A 15,058-nucleotide genomic window follows, 5' to 3' on the forward strand; every position below is an offset into this window, starting at 1 on the left:
AGGCCCCACACCGCGATCGGGAAGCTCCCGCCCATCAGCCGGATCTCAAACAACCTGGCTGGGCAGTACATCTAGTTCAGAAGAGATCGCACGCTGCGGGGCCGCAAGCGGCACCCTTGCGAGCGAGGAACGTCGCTGACGCTCCGTTCGGCAGCGCTTCGCGCTGCGGTTCGGCCGCTTCGCGGCACGCTCGCTTCGCTCGCACGACGGTCGGTGGCGAGGCCCGATGAACGGGTCCGGGGCTTCGGCTCCGGGCCCGTTCCGCGTCTGCGGGGTTAGGCTCGATCGGGTGAGCACCACCCCCTTGGACGCCCTTCCGATCGAGCAGCTGCGCACCCGGACGAGCGCCAAATGGGCACTGTACCCCGAGGACGTCCTGCCGCTGTTCGTCGCCGAGATGGACTTCCCCCTCGCGCCCGCCGTCGCCGAGGCGCTGCACGCCGCGGTGGAGCGCGGCGACACCGGATACTCCGCGCACGGCAACGGGATCGCCGAGGCGTTCGCCGGATTCGCCGCGCGCCGCCTCGGGTGGGACGTCGACCCCGGCCGGGTCCGCACCACGTGCGACGTCATGATGGGGGCGGCGGAGCTGCTCCGGGCGGTCACCGAGCCGGGCGACGCCGTGGTCGTGACCCCGCCCGTCTACCCGCCGTTCTTCGCCGTGCACGAGGAGTCGCGCACCGAGGCGGTGCGGGTGCCGCTCGTGCGCGCGGGGGAGGGCTGGGAGCTCGACCTCGAGGCGATCGACGCCGCGTTCGCCGCGGGCGCCAAGGCGATGCTGCTGTGCAACCCGCACAATCCCACCGGCACCGTCCACTCGCGCGAGACCCTCGCCGAGCTGGCGCGCATCGCCGAGCGCCGCGGCGCGTGGATCGTCAGCGACGAGATCCACTGGCCGCTGACGCGGCCCGGCGCGACCTTCACGCCGTTCCTCGACGCCGCGCCCGCGGCGGCGGAGGTCGGCTTCGCGCTCGCCAGCGCGAGCAAGGCCTTCAACCTCGCGGGCCTGAAGTGCGCGCAGATCGTGACGGCGTCGGCCGAGCCCGCCCGCATCGTGCGGGCGCTGCCCGACGAGGTCGAATGGCGCACGTCGATCTTCGGCGCGATCGCGGGCCGCGCGGCGTACGAGAGCGGCGAGCCGTGGCTCGACGCGCTCCTCGCGCGCCTCGATCTGAACCGCGCGCTGCTGGTCGACCTGCTGGCGGACCACGTGCCGGAGGCGCGGTACGCGCCCGGCGACGCGGGCTTCCTCGCGTGGGTCGACTTCGCAGGCCTGGGCTGGGGCGACGAGCCTTCCGCCCGCATCCTGCGCGAGGCCCGCGTGGCGCTCAATCCCGGCACGACGTTCGGCGACGAGGGACGGGGCCACGCGCGGATCAACTTCGGCACGAGCCCCGAGATCCTCGCCGACGCCGTCGAGCGCATCGGCCGGCTGCGCGCATGAGCGGCGACCCCCGCACGCTCACCGGGCCCATCCCCGTCGCCGCGCATCCCGAGGACGTCCGCGCCCGCTCGCTGTGGGAGCCCTCCGTCGCGTGGGTCACGGTGGGCGCGACGTCCCTGATCTTCCTGGCCGCCCTGACCTCGCTCGCCCTCACGACCGTGATGCCCGTCGTGAGCGCCTCGCTCGACGGCGACGCGCTCTACGCGCTCGCGTTCTCCGGAACGCTCGCGACGGGCGTGATCGGCATGGTCGCCGCCGGGGCCTGGTTGGACCGGTCGGGCCCCGTCCTCCCGCTGTACACGGCGGTCGCGCTGTTCACCGCGGGCCTCGCGATCGACGCCGTCGCGCCGACCATGGAGCTGCTGGTGCTCGGGCGGCTCATCACCGGGCTCGGCTCGGGGGCGCAGGTCGTGGCGCTGTACGTGGTGGTCGCGCGCGTGTACGCGCCCGCGCTCCACGGGCGGGTCATGGCGGCGTTCTCGGCCGCGTGGGTGGTGCCGTCGCTGGTCGGCCCGTTCCTCGCCGGTCTCGTCACCGAGCACCTGCACTGGCGCTGGGTGTTCGCCGGCCTCGCGGCGCTCACGGTCGTCGCGATCGCGATGATCGCGCCGCGCCTGCGCGGGCTCCACGGCGGCGAGGGAGAGCACGATCCCGGCGTGGGGCGACGGCTGCTGTTCGCGGTCGTCGTCGCTGCCGCGGCGCTCGCCCTGGGGCTCACAGGGGAGCTCGCGGAATCCGTCGCGCCCGCCGCGGGATGGGCGACCGCCGCGGCCGCTCTGGCCGTGATCGGCGTGGCCATCCTGCCGCTGCTGCCGCGCCGCACGCTGCGGATCGGACGCGGGCTGCCGAGCGTCATCCTGATGCGCGGCCTGATCGCCGGGTCGCTGTTCGGCGCCGAGGTCTACGTGCCGTACCTGCTGATCGACCGGTTCGGCTTCTCGCCGGCGTGGGCGGGCCTCGGGCTGACCGCCGCGGCGATCGCGTGGGCGCTCAGCTCGCACGTGTCGGGCCGCCACGGCGACCGGATCGGGAACACCCGGATCGCCGTGATCGGCGTGGCGCTGCTGCTGATCGCGACCGCCGCCTGCGCGCTCACGGTCGTCCTGTCGCTCCCGCCGGTCGTGCCCATCCTGCTCTGGTCGTGCGCGGGGTTCGGCATGGGGCTGATGTACCCGCGCCTGACGGTGCTGACCCTCGCGTACTCGACGAACGCCGACCAGGGGTTCAACTCGTCCGCCCTGCAGATCAGCGACTCGGTCGGCGCGTCCGCGACCATCGCGGTGATGGGACTGGCGTTCACGGCCCTGCACGGGACCGGCGCCGGCTTCCCGGTCGTGTTCGCGATCGCGTCCCTGCTGGCCGTCCTGGCCCTGGTCCCGGGCCTGCGGATGGGGCACGCGCACGAGGCCAAGTAGCTAAGGCTTACCTAAGTGAAGTACGCTGGGCGACCGTGACCACTCTCGCCTCGACCGACGTCCGGCCCGCCTATCGCCCGCACCGGGCGACGGTGACGCGCGTGGAACGCCTCAGCCCGCACTTCGCGCGGATCGAGTTCGGCGGCGACGACCTCGCGCACTTCGGAACCGCGGGTCTGGACCAGCGCATCAAGGTGCTGTTCCCGTTCGCGGACGGCTCGATGTGCGACGTCGGGCAGCACGAGGACGACCCTCAGGCGCACCGCGACTGGTACGACCGCTGGCGCGGGCTCGCTGAGCACGAGCGCAATCCGTTCCGCACGTACACCGTGCGCCGGATCGACGCGGACGCCCGGCGCCTCACCGTCGACTTCGTGGTGCACCACGACGCGGGTCCCGCCGGCTCGTGGGCCGAGGCCGCGCGGGTCGGCGACCAGCTGGTCGTCGTCGGCCCCGACCAGCGCAGCCCCCTCTCGCGCGTGGGCATCGACTTCAAGCCCGCGAACTCGTCCCGCCTGCTCATCGTGGGCGACGAGACGGCCGTTCCGGCGGTCGGCAGCATCCTGGAGAGCCTGCCCGCGGATCGCGCGGCGGACGTGTTCCTCGAGGTGCCGAGCCTCGCCGACACCGCCGTCATCCGGCCGCCGGCGAACGCCGACCTGCGGTGGATCGTGCGCGAGCAGGATGGCGGACGCCCGGACCGCGAGCACGGCGAGGGCCTCATCGAGGCCGTCACGGCATGGGCGGCCGAGAGCCGCGACATCCTGGAGCGCGCGGCGGCGCCGCGCCCGCAGGTGCTCGCCGACGTCGACGTCGACCGCGAGATCCTCTGGGACAGCCCCGAGGAGGACGCGGCGTGCGACGGCGAGTTCTACGCGTGGATCGCGGGCGAGGCCGCCACGATCAAGCAGCTGCGGCGGCTGCTCGTGTCGGGCCACGGCGTCGACCGGCGCCGGGTCGCCTTCATGGGGTACTGGCGTCGCGGCATCGCCGAGCGCACCGGATGATCGCCCGCTCCCGCCGGGGGCTGCTCCTGCTCGCCGCCGCCGCGGTGCTGCTGATCCTCGCCGTGCTGGCGGGCCTCGCCTTCGGCACGCGCGCGATCGCGCCCGTGACGGTGGCCGACGCCCTCCTGGCCTACGACCCCGGAGACAACGACCACGTCGTGGTCGTGACACAGCGACTCCCGCGAACCCTCATCGGCCTCGCCGCGGGGCTCGCGCTGGCCATGGCCGGCGCGCTCATGCAGGGCATCACCCGCAACCCGCTGGTCGACCCCGGTCTGCTGGGCGTGAACGCCGGCGCGTCCGTCGCGGTGCTGCTCGCCATCACGCTGCTGGGGGTCGTGAACCCGGCCGGCTACGTCTGGTTCGCGTTCGCCGGAGCGGCGCTCGCGGCCGCGCTGGCGTGGGCGATCGGCTCGGCCGGCGCCGACGGCGCGAGTCCCGCCAAGCTCGCCCTGACCGGCGCCGCCGTGACCGCGGGCCTCACGTCGGTGATGCTGTTCATCCTCTCCACGTCGAGCACGGCGCTGAACACGTTCCGCTTCTGGTCGGTGGGGTCGCTCACCGGACGCGGGCTCGACACGCTCGCGCTGGTGCTGCCGACCATCGCGCTCGGCGTCGCGATGGCGGCCGTCGTCGCGAGCGGGCTCAACCTCCTGGCGCTCGGCGACGACACCGCGCGCGGGCTCGGTCACTCCGTCCGCTCGACGCGCGCCATCGCGCTCGTCGCGACCGTGCTGCTGTGCGGATCGGCGACCGCGGTCGCCGGGCCGCTCATGTTCGTCGGACTGGTCGTGCCGCACGTCGTGCGCGGCGTCGTCGGCAGCGACTACCGCTGGATCATCGCCGCGAGCGCGCCGCTCGGCGCCGCGCTCGTCATCCTCGCCGATGTCGCGGGGCGCCTCCTGTCCGAGATCGAGGCCGGCCTCGTCGTCGCGTTCATCGGCGTGCCGGCGCTGCTCGCGCTGGTGCTGCAGCGGAAGCAGGCGACGGTGTGAGCGCCCCCGCGCAGACCGGGCGCGCTCCGGGCTTCCTGGCGGTGCACCGCACGACCGCGCGCCGCGCGACGACCGTCACGGCGGCCCTGGCCGCGCTGGCCTTCGCGGCCCTGTGCCTGGCGCTCGTGCTCGGCGACTTCGTGATGCCGCTCGGCGACATGCTGCGGGCCCTGTTCGGCGGCGGCACGCAGATCGAGCGGTACATCGTGTGGCAGGTGCGGATGCCGCGCGCCGCCCTCGCGCTGCTCGCCGGCGCCGCGCTCGGCCTGGCGGGCGCCCTGTTCCAGACGCTGCTGCGCAACCCGCTCGCGAGCCCCGACCTCCTCGGGATCAGCGGCGGCGCGAGCGTCGGGGCCGTCTACGCCACGCTCGTGGCCGGATGGACCGGCGCCGCCATCGCGGCCAGCGCGTTCGCGGGCGCCGCCGCGGTCGCCGTCGTGCTGCTGCTCGCGGCGCGCACGCTCGCGGACGGCGGGTACCGCATGGTGCTCGCGGGCGTGGGATTCGCGTTCCTGAGCGCGTCGATCGTCGGCTACCTGCTCAAGCGCGCGCAGGAGGACCAGGCGGGCACCGTCCTGAAGTGGATCACCGGGAGCCTCGGCGCGACGACGTGGGAGCCGGTGGTCGTGATCGGCGCCGTGCTGGCGCTCGGCGCCGCGGCGGCGGCGCTGCTGGCGCGGCCGCTGCAGCTGACCGAGCTCGGCGATCCGCTCGTGCGCGGCCTCGGAGCGCATCCGGTGGTCGTCCGCACGGCCACGGTCGTGGTGGCCGTGCTGCTCGCGGCGTCGACCGCGGCCTTCATCGGCCCCGTGAGCTTCGTGGCCCTCGGCGCCGCCCCGATCGCGCGCTCGCTCGTCGGACGCGGGGCGCTCGCGCTGCCGGCGGCCGCGCTCACGGGCGGCGCCGTCCTGCTGATCGCCGACCTGGTCGGGCAGTACGCGTTCCCCGGGCACTCGGTCCCGGTGGGCGTCGTCACCGGCGCGGTCGGCGCGCCCTACCTCCTCTGGCTGCTGGCCTCGTCGAAGGGACGACGCGCATGACCGAACCCCGTATCGCAGCCGGCCCCGACGCGCCGCGGCTCTCGGCGCGGGGCCTGACCGCCGGGTACCCCGGCCGCCGGGTGATCGAGGACCTGGACCTGCGGATCGCGCCCGGGCGCATCACGGTCATCATCGGCGCGAACGCGTCGGGCAAGTCCACTCTGCTCGCGCACCTCGCCCGGCTCCAGGCGCCGCTGGAGGGCGCCGTCCTGCTGGACGACGTGGACGTGCGCACCGTGCCGCGCCGCCGCCTCGCGCGCGAGCTCGGCATCCTCCCGCAGCAGCCGATCGCGCCCGAGGGGCTGACGGTCGCCGAGCTCGTGGGACGCGGGCGCCACCCGCACCGCGGACTCATGGGCCGCTGGACCGCGCAGGACGCGGCCGCGGTGGACGAGGCGATGGCCGCGACCGGCATCGCGGAGCTCGCGGACCGGTCGATCGGCGAGCTGTCCGGCGGTCAGCGCCAGCGGGTCTGGATCGCGATGGCCCTCGCCCAGGACCCGCGCATCCTGCTGCTGGACGAGCCGACGACGTTCCTCGACCTGGCGCACCAGATCGAGGTGCTCGACCTGCTGGTGCGTCTCAACCGCGACCGCGGCACGACCATCGTGGTCGTGCTGCACGAGCTCGGGCTCGCGGCGCGCTACGCCGACGACCTCGTCGTCATGAAGGACGGCCGGATCGTCGCCCACGGCGCGCCCGCCGACGTCCTGACCGCCGAGACGGTCGCCGACGCGTTCGGGCTGGAGGCGCTCGTGATCCCCGACCCGCTGACGGCGACCCCGCTCGTCATCCCGGTGCCCGGCGGCGCGCACTCCGCGCCCGACCGGGCCTGACCGTCCCCACCGACCCCGACCCCGGCCTGTCCCGTCCCGAAAGGAAACCATGAAGCTCACCCGCACGAAGGCGCTGGCCGCCGTCGCGTCCGCGGCCGGCCTGGCGCTCGCGCTCACCGGCTGCGCCGGCGACGCGGCCGCCCCCTCCGAGTCGCCCGCCGCCGGCGGCGACGGCGCGTTCCCCGTCACGATCGAGCACGCGTTCGGCGAGACCGTGATCGAGCAGGCCCCCGAGCGCATCGCGACGTGGGGCTGGGGCGCCGCCGACGCGGTGCTCGCCCTGGGCGAGGTGCCCGTGGCGATCCCGGCCGAGATGTACGGCGGCGACGAGAACGGCGTCCTGCCGTGGATCGCCGAGGAGCTCGACGCGCTCGGCGCCGTGACGCCCGCGCTGCTGACCTCGGGCGCCGAGGGGCAGCTCCCCATCGAGGAGATGCTCGCAGCCGCGCCCGACGTCGTCCTCGCCCCGTACTCCGGGATCACGGAGGAGGAGTACACGCAGCTCACGGACGCCGGCGTGGACGTCGTCGCGTACCCCGAGGTCGCGTGGTCGACGCCGTGGCGCGACGTGATCAGCATCGTCGGCGAGGCTCTCGGCCAGGCCGACGAGGCCGAGCAGGTGCTGGCCGACATCGACGCGTCGATCGCCGAGCAGGCGGCCGCGCACCCCGAGTTCGAGGGCCTCTCGATCGCCGAGGTCTGGAACGTCGCGGGGACGTTCTACGTGTACCTGCCCGCGGACCCGCGAGTGCAGTTCGCCGAGGATCTGGGCTTCGTGAGCGCCGAATCGGTGACCGAGCTCGACACGGGCGAGGCGACGTTCTACTACACGCTCAGCTACGAGCAGCTCGACAAGCTCGAGGCCGACGTCCTGCTGATCTACGGCGACACCGAGGCCGAGGTCGACGAGTTCCTGGCGTCGGAGCAGGGGCAGCTGCTGCCGCAGGTGCCCGAGGGCGAGGTCGTGAAGGTGATCGGCCAGTCCGCGATCGCCTCGGTCGCGCCGCCCACCGCGCTGTCGCTCACGTGGGGCATGGACGACTTCATCGCCGCCATCGAGGAGGGCCTCGCGGAGTAGTCGCTCCGTCGTGAGGGCCGTCGCCGTCATCCGGGATCCGGGTGCGGCGGCGGCCTCGGCGTTCGGGCCCGGGGTCGGGGAAGGACGTCAGCGGGGGAGTGGCGCCCCGAGCCCCGCGAGGAGCATGCGGATGCCGCGCGCGAAGTCGGCCGCGGTGGACTCGGCGACCTCCGCCTCGCCGGCGGGATAGGCGCCGAACCGCGCCGCCTGGATGCGCTGCTGCACGAGCGACGCGTGCCCGAGGATGAACTGCAGCAGCACCGTCGCGGCACTGCGGGCGTCCTCGCCGGCCGCGTCGGTCTCGCTCAGCGCCTGTGCCAGGCGGTCGAGCGCCGCGTCGGACCCGAGGCCCAGGGCCTGCGTGCTGAGCACCACCTCGGCCCCGTCGCGGTGCGCCAGGAGGGCGTCGCGCAGGGCGCCGGCGACCGCCGATGCCTCGGCATCGCGGTCTCCGCCGCGGGGGACCGGCGCCGCCGACCCCACGATCCGGTCGGCCACCGCGGCCAGCAGCGACTGCTTGTTCTCGAAGTGCCAGTACAGCGCGCTGGGCTGCACGCCGAGCGCGCCGGCCAGCCGCCGCATGGACAGGTCCGGCAGGCCCGTCTGCTCCAGCAGCTGCAGCGCCACGTCGACGATGCCGTCGCGGCTGTTGCGGTCGGAGCCGTGCCGGTCGGGGCGGGCGTCACGGGCATCCATGATCCTCACTATACTGAACGGCGTTCAGGTGAACACTGTTCAGGAAGCGGCGCCCCCCGGCCGCTCGTCCCCACCCCCGGCGGCCGCGTGCCGCAGAGAAGGAGTCCCCATGGCAGTCAAGGGTTTCGAAGGGCGCGATCTCGCCCGGGCCGCGGTCTTCGCAGCGATCATCGTCGTGCTGGGCATCGCCGGCGCCATCCCCGTCGGCCCCGTGCCGATCACGCTGCAGACGCTCGGCGTGATGCTCGCGGGCGTCGTGCTCGGCCCGAAGCGCGCCGCGATCGCCGTCGGGATCGTGCTCGTGCTCGTCGCCGTCGGGCTGCCCGTGCTCTCGGGCGGACGCGGCGGTCTCGGCGTCTTCGCCGGCCCCTCGGCCGGATACCTGATCGGCTGGCTGCCCGGCGCCGTCGTCGCGGGCCTGATCGCGAAGTCGTCCGCCGCGCGCATCTCGTGGTGGCGCACGGCGCTCGGCGCGCTCGTCGGCGGCATCGGCGTGGTGTACGCCCTCGGCATCCCGGTGCAGGCCGCGATCCTCGGCATGCCGCTGCACGAGGCGGCCGTCGGCAGCCTCATCTTCATCCCGGGCGACCTCGTCAAGGTGGTGCTCGCGACCGTGCTCGCCCTGGCGCTGCACCGCGCGTACCCGCGCGCGTTCGAGTCGGGAGCCGCGGCGAAGCCCGCCGCACAGCATGCCTGACGCATCCGATGCGATCGTCCTCGAGGATGTGGCCGTCGAGCTCGACGGGCACCGCATCCTCGAGGACGTGTCGGTGCGCCTGGACCAGCGACGCATCGGCGTGATCGGCGCGAACGGCTCGGGCAAGTCCACGTTCGCGCGGCTGCTGGACGGCCTCGTCGCGCCCAGCCGCGGCACCGTGACGGTGCACGGGATCGATGCCGCGCGCGACGTGCGCGCGCTGCGGGAGCGCGTGGGGTTCGTCTTCACGAATCCGGATGCGCAGATCCTGATGCCCACGGTCGCCGAGGACGTGGCGCTGTCGCTGCGGGGCGCGGGGCTGGGGAAGGCCGAGGTCGCGGAGCGCGTCCAGGCGCAGCTGGAGCGGCACGGCCTCGCCGAGCTTGCCGACCGCGCCGCGTACAGCCTGTCGGGCGGCCAGAAGCAGCTGCTCGCCCTGGTGTCCGTGCTCATCCGCGGGCCCCGGCTCGTGGTGGCGGACGAGCCGACCACGCTGCTGGACCTCGGCAACGCGCGCCGGATGGCCGATCTGCTGGTGTCTCCGCCCGAGGAGGGCGGGATCGACGCGCAGGTGGTCGTCGTGACGCACGACCTCGACCTGGCGGCTCGGTGCGACGTGGTCGTGCGGTTCGCGGACGGCCGCCTCGCGGAGGTCGGCGATCCGGCCGCGATCGTCGACCGGTACCGCCTGGAGTTCGCGTGATCTCCCTGTACCGGCCGGGGAGCAGCCCTCTGCACCGGATGCCCGCGGGGGCGAAGCTCGCGCTCGGCGCCGTGCTCGCGGTCGCCGCGTCGGTGTGGCCGCACACGGCCGTCACCGCCACCGTGACGCTCGCCGCGGTGTTCGGGCTGTTCGCGCTCGCGGGCTTCGGGCCGCTGGAGTGGCTGCGGCAGGTGTGGGCGATCCGCTGGATCGTGGCCTTCGTCGCGGTCATGCAGCTCGTGTTCTCCGGGCCGCTGGAGGCGTACATCACCACCGTGCGGATCGCCGCGGTCGTGCTGCTGGCGGCGCTCCTCACGATCACGACCCGCACGTCGGACCTGCTCGAGGCGCTGCAGACCGTCCTGGCGCCGCTGCGCCGGTTCGGCGTGGACCCGTGGCGCGTCGCGTTCACGCTGTCGCTGACGATCGCGCTGGTGCCGGTCATCGCGGACTTCCTGCGGCGCATCCGGGAGGCCCAGCGCGCCCGTGGTGTGCGCCTCGGATTCCGCGCGGTCGTCCCGCTGCTGGTGATGTCGCTCCGGCACGCGGACGACGTCGCCGACGCGCTGTCCGCGCGGGGGATCGCATGACGGTGCCGCGGGCGTCCGTCCGCGTCGGCGCGCACGTCGTCCACGGCCTGCCGGTCGACGAGCAGACCCGCTGCGCGCACTATTCGACCGAGCTCGACGTGCTGGCCATCCTGTTCCCGTGCTGCGGCCGCTGGTACCCGTGCCACGCGTGCCACGAGGAGACGGCCGATCACGCCGCCCGCCCGTGGGGCGCGGGGGAGCGCGAGACCCAGGCGCTGCTGTGCGGCCGCTGCGGACGAACGTCGTCGATCCGCGAGTACGTCGCGACGTGCGCGTGCGCGCACTGCGGCGGCGCGTTCAACCCCGGGTGCCGGCGGCACCACCACCTCTACTTCGACGCCCCGCAGGTCTGACGCCGCCCGCGGGCGGACGCCCAGGGGCGCGAACCTATACTGGGAGGCTGGCCCAGCCGGGCCCTCGCTCCGTTCCCGGAGACATCCCCACCTGCGATTGGACGTCCGCTGTGCTCGCCGTGCACGACCTCGAGATCCGCGTCGGCGCACGCATGCTCATGTCGGACGTCTCGTTCCGCGTCGGGCCGGGCGACAAGGTCGGCCTCGTGGGCCGCAACGGCGCCGGCAAGACGACGCTGACGAAGGTGCTCGCGGGCGACCTGATCCCCGCCAACGGCCGGGTGGACCGCTCGGGCGAGCTCGGCTACCTGCCGCAGGACCCGCGCAGCGGCGACCCGGAGCAGCTCGCGCGCACGCGCATCCTCGATGCCCGCGGGCTCGGATCGCTCGCGCTCGGCATGCAGGAGGCGTCGGTGGCGATGGCCTCGGACGACGAGAAGGTCGCCGCGAAGGCCATGAAGCGCTACGCGCACTTCACGGAGCGCTTCGAGTCCCTGGGCGGCTACGCGGCGGAGGCCGAGGCCGCCTCGATCGCGCACAACCTGTCGCTGCCCGACCGCATCCTGGACCAGCCGCTCAAGACCCTCTCGGGCGGTCAGCGGCGCCGCATCGAGCTCGCGCGCATCCTGTTCTCGGACGCCGACTCGATGATCCTGGACGAGCCGACCAACCACCTCGACGCCGACAGCGTCGTGTGGCTGCGCGAGTTCCTGAAGTCCTACAAGGGCGGGCTGATCGTCATCAGCCACGACGTGGAGCTCGTGGAGGAGACCGTCAACCGCGTCTTCTACCTCGACGCCAACCGCCAGGTCATCGACATCTACAACATGGGCTGGAAGCACTACCAGCGCCAGCGCGTCGCGGACGAGGAGCGCCGCAAGAAGGAGCGCGTCAACGCGGAGAAGAAGGCCTCGGCGCTGCAGCAGCAGGCCGCGCGCTTCGGCGCCAAGGCCTCCAAGGCCGCCGCCGCGCACCAGATGGTCGCGCGTGCCGAGAAGCTGCTGTCGGGTCTCGAGGAGGTCCGACAGGAGGATCGCGTCGCCAAGCTCCGGTTCCCGAAGCCCGCCCCGTGCGGGAAGACGCCCCTCATGGCGAAGTCGCTGTCGAAGTCGTACGGCGCCCTGGAGATCTTCGCGGGCGTGGATCTCGCGATCGACCGCGGCTCCAAGGTCGTCGTGCTCGGCCTCAACGGCGCGGGAAAGACGACCCTGCTGCGCATCCTCGCCGGCGTCGACAAGAGCGACACGGGACAGATCGAGCCCGGCCACGGCCTCAAGATCGGCTACTACGCGCAGGAGCACGAGAACCTCGACGTGAACCGGTCGGTGCTCGAGAACATGGTCTCGGCCGCGCCCAACCTCAACGAGACCGAGGCGCGCAAGGTGCTCGGATCCTTCCTGTTCACGGGCGACGACGTCCACAAGCCCGCGGGCGTCCTGTCGGGCGGCGAGAAGACCCGCCTGTCGCTCGCCACGCTGGTCGTGTCGAGCGCGAACGTGCTGCTGCTGGACGAGCCGACCAACAACCTCGACCCCGCCTCGCGCGAGGAGATCCTCGGCGCGCTGGCGCATTACGAGGGCGCGGTCGTGCTGGTCTCGCACGACGAGGGCGCCGTCGAGGCGCTCAACCCCGAGCGCGTCCTGCTGCTGCCGGATGGCGTCGAGGATATCTGGAACAAGTCCTACCTCGACCTGATCACGCTCGCGTAGCGGCGCGGCCGCTCAGCGGCCGGCGTCGAGGAGGGCGTCCTCCTCGTCCGCGTCGCGGTCGCGGCGGCGCGTCCGCGCGCGGCGGGCCGGGGTCGCGCGCGGCAGCTCGTCCTCGTCGTCGCCCTCGGCGTCCTCGCGGCGGGCGCGGATCTCGGTGCGGATCATGTACGCGATGAACCCGAAGCCCATGATCGCGAACAGGATCCACTGGATCGCGTACGACAGGTGCGGGCCGGGATCCTCGGTCGGCGGCTTGAGCTCGGCCGGGCGATCGGCGGGCGCCGGATCCTCCGACACCATCAGTCCGTAGAAGGCGGTCTCCGTCTCGGGGCCGGTCAGCTCGGCGACCGCCGGCAGGTGGATCGTCGGCAGCTGGCCCTCCGGCGCGCTGCGGCCCGAGGACGGGAGCGGCTCGCCCGGACGGACGCGCGCGACGACGGTGACTTCGCCCGCGGGCGGCGCCGGGACGGCATCCGGCACGGCGTCCTCGCCCGGCGGCACCCAGCCGCGGTCGATCGCCACGATCCGGCCGTCGGCCAGCTGGAACGGCACCAGCACCTCGAACGCGCTCGTGCCGCCCTGTGCGCGGTTGCGGACGAGGAGCTGATCCTCGGTCAGGTACCGGCCCGTCAGCGTGACCGGGTGCCACTCGTCGGACGGCGCGTATCCGCGGTCCAGGACCTGCTCCACGGGGACGGGCTCGGCGTCGTAGTTGGCGTCGACCAGCTCGAGCATCGCGGCGCGGGCCTCGTTGCGCTCGAACTGCCAGTGCGAGAGGAACCCGCACGCGACCGCGAACGCGATCGCGACCAGGGCGTACACGCTCCAGCGTGCGGCGGTCGACCGCATGACCTCGGGCCTGCTCATGCGCGGTCCTCCGCGGACGCGCCGTCCGGGACCACGCCCGCGGCCACCTCGAGGGGGAAGTCGCGCGCGGCCAGGAAGTCGCGCAGGTAGCCGACGTGCGCGTCGCACGCGAGCCAGGTCTTGCGGCGGTCCCCGGTGTGGATCCGCGGATTGCGCCAGCGGATCGTCCACGTGGCGGGCTCGGGGCAGCCGGCGCGCGAGCACGTGGGGATCTGGGGATCCAGGCCGATCATGCGCGGTCCGGGTCCGCCGGCCCGGTGTCGTCGGCTCCGCCGTCGCGGGCCTCGTCGCCGACGGGTGGAGCGGGCTCGGGGCCCGGCGCGGGGGACTCGGCGATCGTGATGACGGTGGGCGCCGCCGGGGCGTCGGCGTCCGGCTCCGCGGGCCGCGCGGCGTCGATCGCCGGGGCGTCGAGGCGCACGGCGTCGGCGACGTGGCGGCCGCTGGCGGCGTTCGCGCCGACCACCGCGAAGTACGGCAGGAAGATCGCGCCGGCGGCGAAGACGAACGTGTACCAGCTGTGCGGCGTGACGAACGCCGCGAGGCACAGGCACACGATGCGGATGCCCATCGTGATCAGGTAGTTGCGCACGCGGTCGCCCGCGTCGTCGGCCGGAGCGAGCGGCAGCGACGTCGCCGACTGGGCGGCGGAGGCGTTTTTCCTGGGGGTCTTCACGATCATTCCAGCCTACGCTTCCGCGCCCGATCGGGCGGCCCCCGAGCGGGTCGCCTCGGCATCGCCACCCGCCGCACAATAGGCTGGCGTGCGGCCCCGGATCAGCGCCGGACCGCCCGACCGGACCCGATCCGTCGGGGACCCCGAGCAGAGAGAGTCACCCACCGTGAGCAGTGAACGCGTCGTCCTCGTCACAGGCGGCAACCGCGGCATCGGCCGCGCGATCGCCGAGCGCTTCGTCCAGGAGGGGTACCGCGTCGCGGTCACGGCCCGCAGCGGCGAGGGCCCCGAGGGGACGCTCACCGTGCGCGCCGACGTCACCGACGCCGCGGCGATCGACGCCGCGTTCACCGAGGTCGAGCAGCAGCTCGGTCCGGTCGAGATCGTGGTGGCCAACGCCGGCATCACCAAGGACACGCTGCTGATGCGGATGAGCGAGGACGACTTCGACAGCGTCATCGCGACGAACCTCGGCGGCGCGTTCCGCGTGGTCAAGCGCGCCTCGAAGGGCATGCTCAAGGCGCGCTTCGGCCGCGTCATCCTGATCTCCAGCGTCGTCGGGCTCTACGGCTCGGCCGGCCAGGTCAACTACGCGTCGTCCAAGAGCGCCCTCGTCGGCTTCGCCCGCTCGCTGACGCGCGAACTCGGCGCGCGCGGCATCACCGCGAACGTCGTGGCGCCGGGCTTCATCGAGACGGACATGACCGCGGAGCTGCCCGAGGAGACGCAGGCCGAGTACCGCAAGGCCATCCCCGCGGGCCGGTACGGCAGCGCCGCCGAGGTCGCCGCCGCCGTGACGTGGCTCGCGTCGGACGACTCCGCCTACATCTCCGGCGCCGTGATCCCGGTCGACGGCGGCCTCGGCATGGGTCACTGACCCTCGAGGATGCCCTTCAGCCGGGCCAGGTCGGCCCGGGTCGCGCGCCGCATCGCCGCCTCCATGACGGGGGCG

Annotated in this window: 17 protein-coding genes; 13 read left to right on the forward strand and 4 right to left on the reverse strand. The window is 73.9% G+C overall.

Annotation, left to right across the window (positions count from 1 at the left end):
* The first annotated feature begins 289 nt into the window (after positions 1-289).
* From ACYVGN_RS08640 to ACYVGN_RS08670, 7 genes are read left to right on the forward strand one after another with little or no spacing between them, the layout of a single operon-like run.
* Positions 290-1,444 carry a MalY/PatB family protein gene (locus ACYVGN_RS08640; RefSeq protein ID WP_055989395.1) on the forward strand — a complete coding sequence of 385 codons (1,155 nt, stop codon included), beginning with the start codon at positions 290-292 and terminating at the stop codon, positions 1,442-1,444.
* Positions 1,441-2,859, forward strand: a complete 1,419-nt coding sequence (locus ACYVGN_RS08645) for an MFS transporter (RefSeq protein WP_460790143.1) — start codon at positions 1,441-1,443, stop codon at positions 2,857-2,859. The genes ACYVGN_RS08640 and ACYVGN_RS08645 overlap by 4 nt, the downstream gene beginning before the upstream one ends.
* Before the next feature lie 35 nt (positions 2,860-2,894).
* Positions 2,895-3,866, forward strand: a complete 972-nt coding sequence (locus ACYVGN_RS08650) for a siderophore-interacting protein (protein ID WP_460790145.1) — start codon at positions 2,895-2,897, stop codon at positions 3,864-3,866.
* Positions 3,863-4,861: a FecCD family ABC transporter permease gene (locus ACYVGN_RS08655; protein ID WP_460790147.1), complete on the forward strand. Its 999-nt coding sequence runs from the start codon at positions 3,863-3,865 to the stop codon at positions 4,859-4,861. The genes ACYVGN_RS08650 and ACYVGN_RS08655 overlap by 4 nt, the downstream gene beginning before the upstream one ends.
* A complete protein-coding gene (locus tag ACYVGN_RS08660; protein WP_460790149.1) occupies positions 4,858-5,901 on the forward strand; it encodes a FecCD family ABC transporter permease in 1,044 nt (347 codons plus the stop codon). The genes ACYVGN_RS08655 and ACYVGN_RS08660 overlap by 4 nt, the downstream gene beginning before the upstream one ends.
* The gene (locus ACYVGN_RS08665) at positions 5,898-6,737 is read left to right on the forward strand and encodes an ABC transporter ATP-binding protein (protein WP_460790151.1); all 840 of its coding nucleotides are present in this window, start codon (positions 5,898-5,900) and stop codon (positions 6,735-6,737) included. The genes ACYVGN_RS08660 and ACYVGN_RS08665 overlap by 4 nt, the downstream gene beginning before the upstream one ends.
* Positions 6,738-6,786: 49 nt before the next feature.
* Positions 6,787-7,815 carry an ABC transporter substrate-binding protein gene (locus ACYVGN_RS08670; RefSeq protein WP_460790153.1) on the forward strand — a complete coding sequence of 343 codons (1,029 nt, stop codon included), beginning with the start codon at positions 6,787-6,789 and terminating at the stop codon, positions 7,813-7,815.
* An 87-nt stretch (positions 7,816-7,902) separates the two neighbouring features.
* On the opposite strand, the gene ACYVGN_RS08675 is transcribed toward ACYVGN_RS08670, so the two are convergent.
* A complete protein-coding gene (locus tag ACYVGN_RS08675; protein ID WP_134744962.1) occupies positions 7,903-8,511 on the reverse strand; it encodes a TetR family transcriptional regulator in 609 nt (202 codons plus the stop codon).
* 109 nt (positions 8,512-8,620) lie between these two features.
* Here ACYVGN_RS08675 and ACYVGN_RS08680 point away from each other — a divergent pair, with 109 nt between their 5' ends.
* The 5 genes from ACYVGN_RS08680 (at position 8,621) to ACYVGN_RS08700 (ending at position 12,563) form a co-directional block, all read left to right on the forward strand.
* Positions 8,621-9,208 carry a biotin transporter BioY gene (locus ACYVGN_RS08680; protein WP_055989383.1) on the forward strand — a complete coding sequence of 196 codons (588 nt, stop codon included), beginning with the start codon at positions 8,621-8,623 and terminating at the stop codon, positions 9,206-9,208.
* Positions 9,201-9,911: an energy-coupling factor ABC transporter ATP-binding protein gene (locus ACYVGN_RS08685; RefSeq protein WP_134744961.1), complete on the forward strand. Its 711-nt coding sequence runs from the start codon at positions 9,201-9,203 to the stop codon at positions 9,909-9,911. The genes ACYVGN_RS08680 and ACYVGN_RS08685 overlap by 8 nt, the downstream gene beginning before the upstream one ends.
* A complete protein-coding gene (locus ACYVGN_RS08690) occupies positions 9,908-10,501 on the forward strand; it encodes an energy-coupling factor transporter transmembrane component T family protein (protein WP_134744960.1) in 594 nt (197 codons plus the stop codon). The genes ACYVGN_RS08685 and ACYVGN_RS08690 overlap by 4 nt, the downstream gene beginning before the upstream one ends.
* The gene (locus ACYVGN_RS08695; RefSeq protein ID WP_460790156.1) at positions 10,498-10,854 is read left to right on the forward strand and encodes a CHY zinc finger protein; all 357 of its coding nucleotides are present in this window, start codon (positions 10,498-10,500) and stop codon (positions 10,852-10,854) included. Before ACYVGN_RS08690 ends, ACYVGN_RS08695 begins: the two co-directional genes overlap by 4 nt.
* Before the next feature lie 110 nt (positions 10,855-10,964).
* Positions 10,965-12,563: an ABC-F family ATP-binding cassette domain-containing protein gene (locus ACYVGN_RS08700; protein ID WP_055989370.1), complete on the forward strand. Its 1,599-nt coding sequence runs from the start codon at positions 10,965-10,967 to the stop codon at positions 12,561-12,563.
* A 12-nt stretch (positions 12,564-12,575) separates the two neighbouring features.
* Here the strand turns inward: ACYVGN_RS08700 and ACYVGN_RS08705 are convergent, their stop codons facing one another.
* The 3 genes from ACYVGN_RS08705 to ACYVGN_RS08715 are packed head-to-tail and all read right to left on the reverse strand — an operon-like array spanning position 12,576 to position 14,112.
* Positions 12,576-13,430 carry an SURF1 family cytochrome oxidase biogenesis protein gene (locus tag ACYVGN_RS08705; RefSeq protein ID WP_460790159.1) on the reverse strand — a complete coding sequence of 285 codons (855 nt, stop codon included), beginning with the start codon at positions 13,428-13,430 and terminating at the stop codon, positions 12,576-12,578.
* Positions 13,427-13,663 carry a hypothetical protein gene (locus ACYVGN_RS08710; protein ID WP_055989366.1) on the reverse strand — a complete coding sequence of 79 codons (237 nt, stop codon included), beginning with the start codon at positions 13,661-13,663 and terminating at the stop codon, positions 13,427-13,429. Before ACYVGN_RS08710 ends, ACYVGN_RS08705 begins: the two co-directional genes overlap by 4 nt.
* Positions 13,660-14,112, reverse strand: a complete 453-nt coding sequence (locus ACYVGN_RS08715) for a DUF3099 domain-containing protein (protein ID WP_460790161.1) — start codon at positions 14,110-14,112, stop codon at positions 13,660-13,662. The genes ACYVGN_RS08710 and ACYVGN_RS08715 overlap by 4 nt, the downstream gene beginning before the upstream one ends.
* Before the next feature lie 160 nt (positions 14,113-14,272).
* On the opposite strand from ACYVGN_RS08715, the gene ACYVGN_RS08720 reads away from it, so the two are divergent.
* A complete protein-coding gene (locus ACYVGN_RS08720) occupies positions 14,273-14,983 on the forward strand; it encodes a beta-ketoacyl-ACP reductase (RefSeq protein WP_055989363.1) in 711 nt (236 codons plus the stop codon).
* Positions 14,984-15,058 lie beyond the last annotated feature (75 nt).

The organism is Microbacterium lacusdiani, assembly GCF_054779895.1.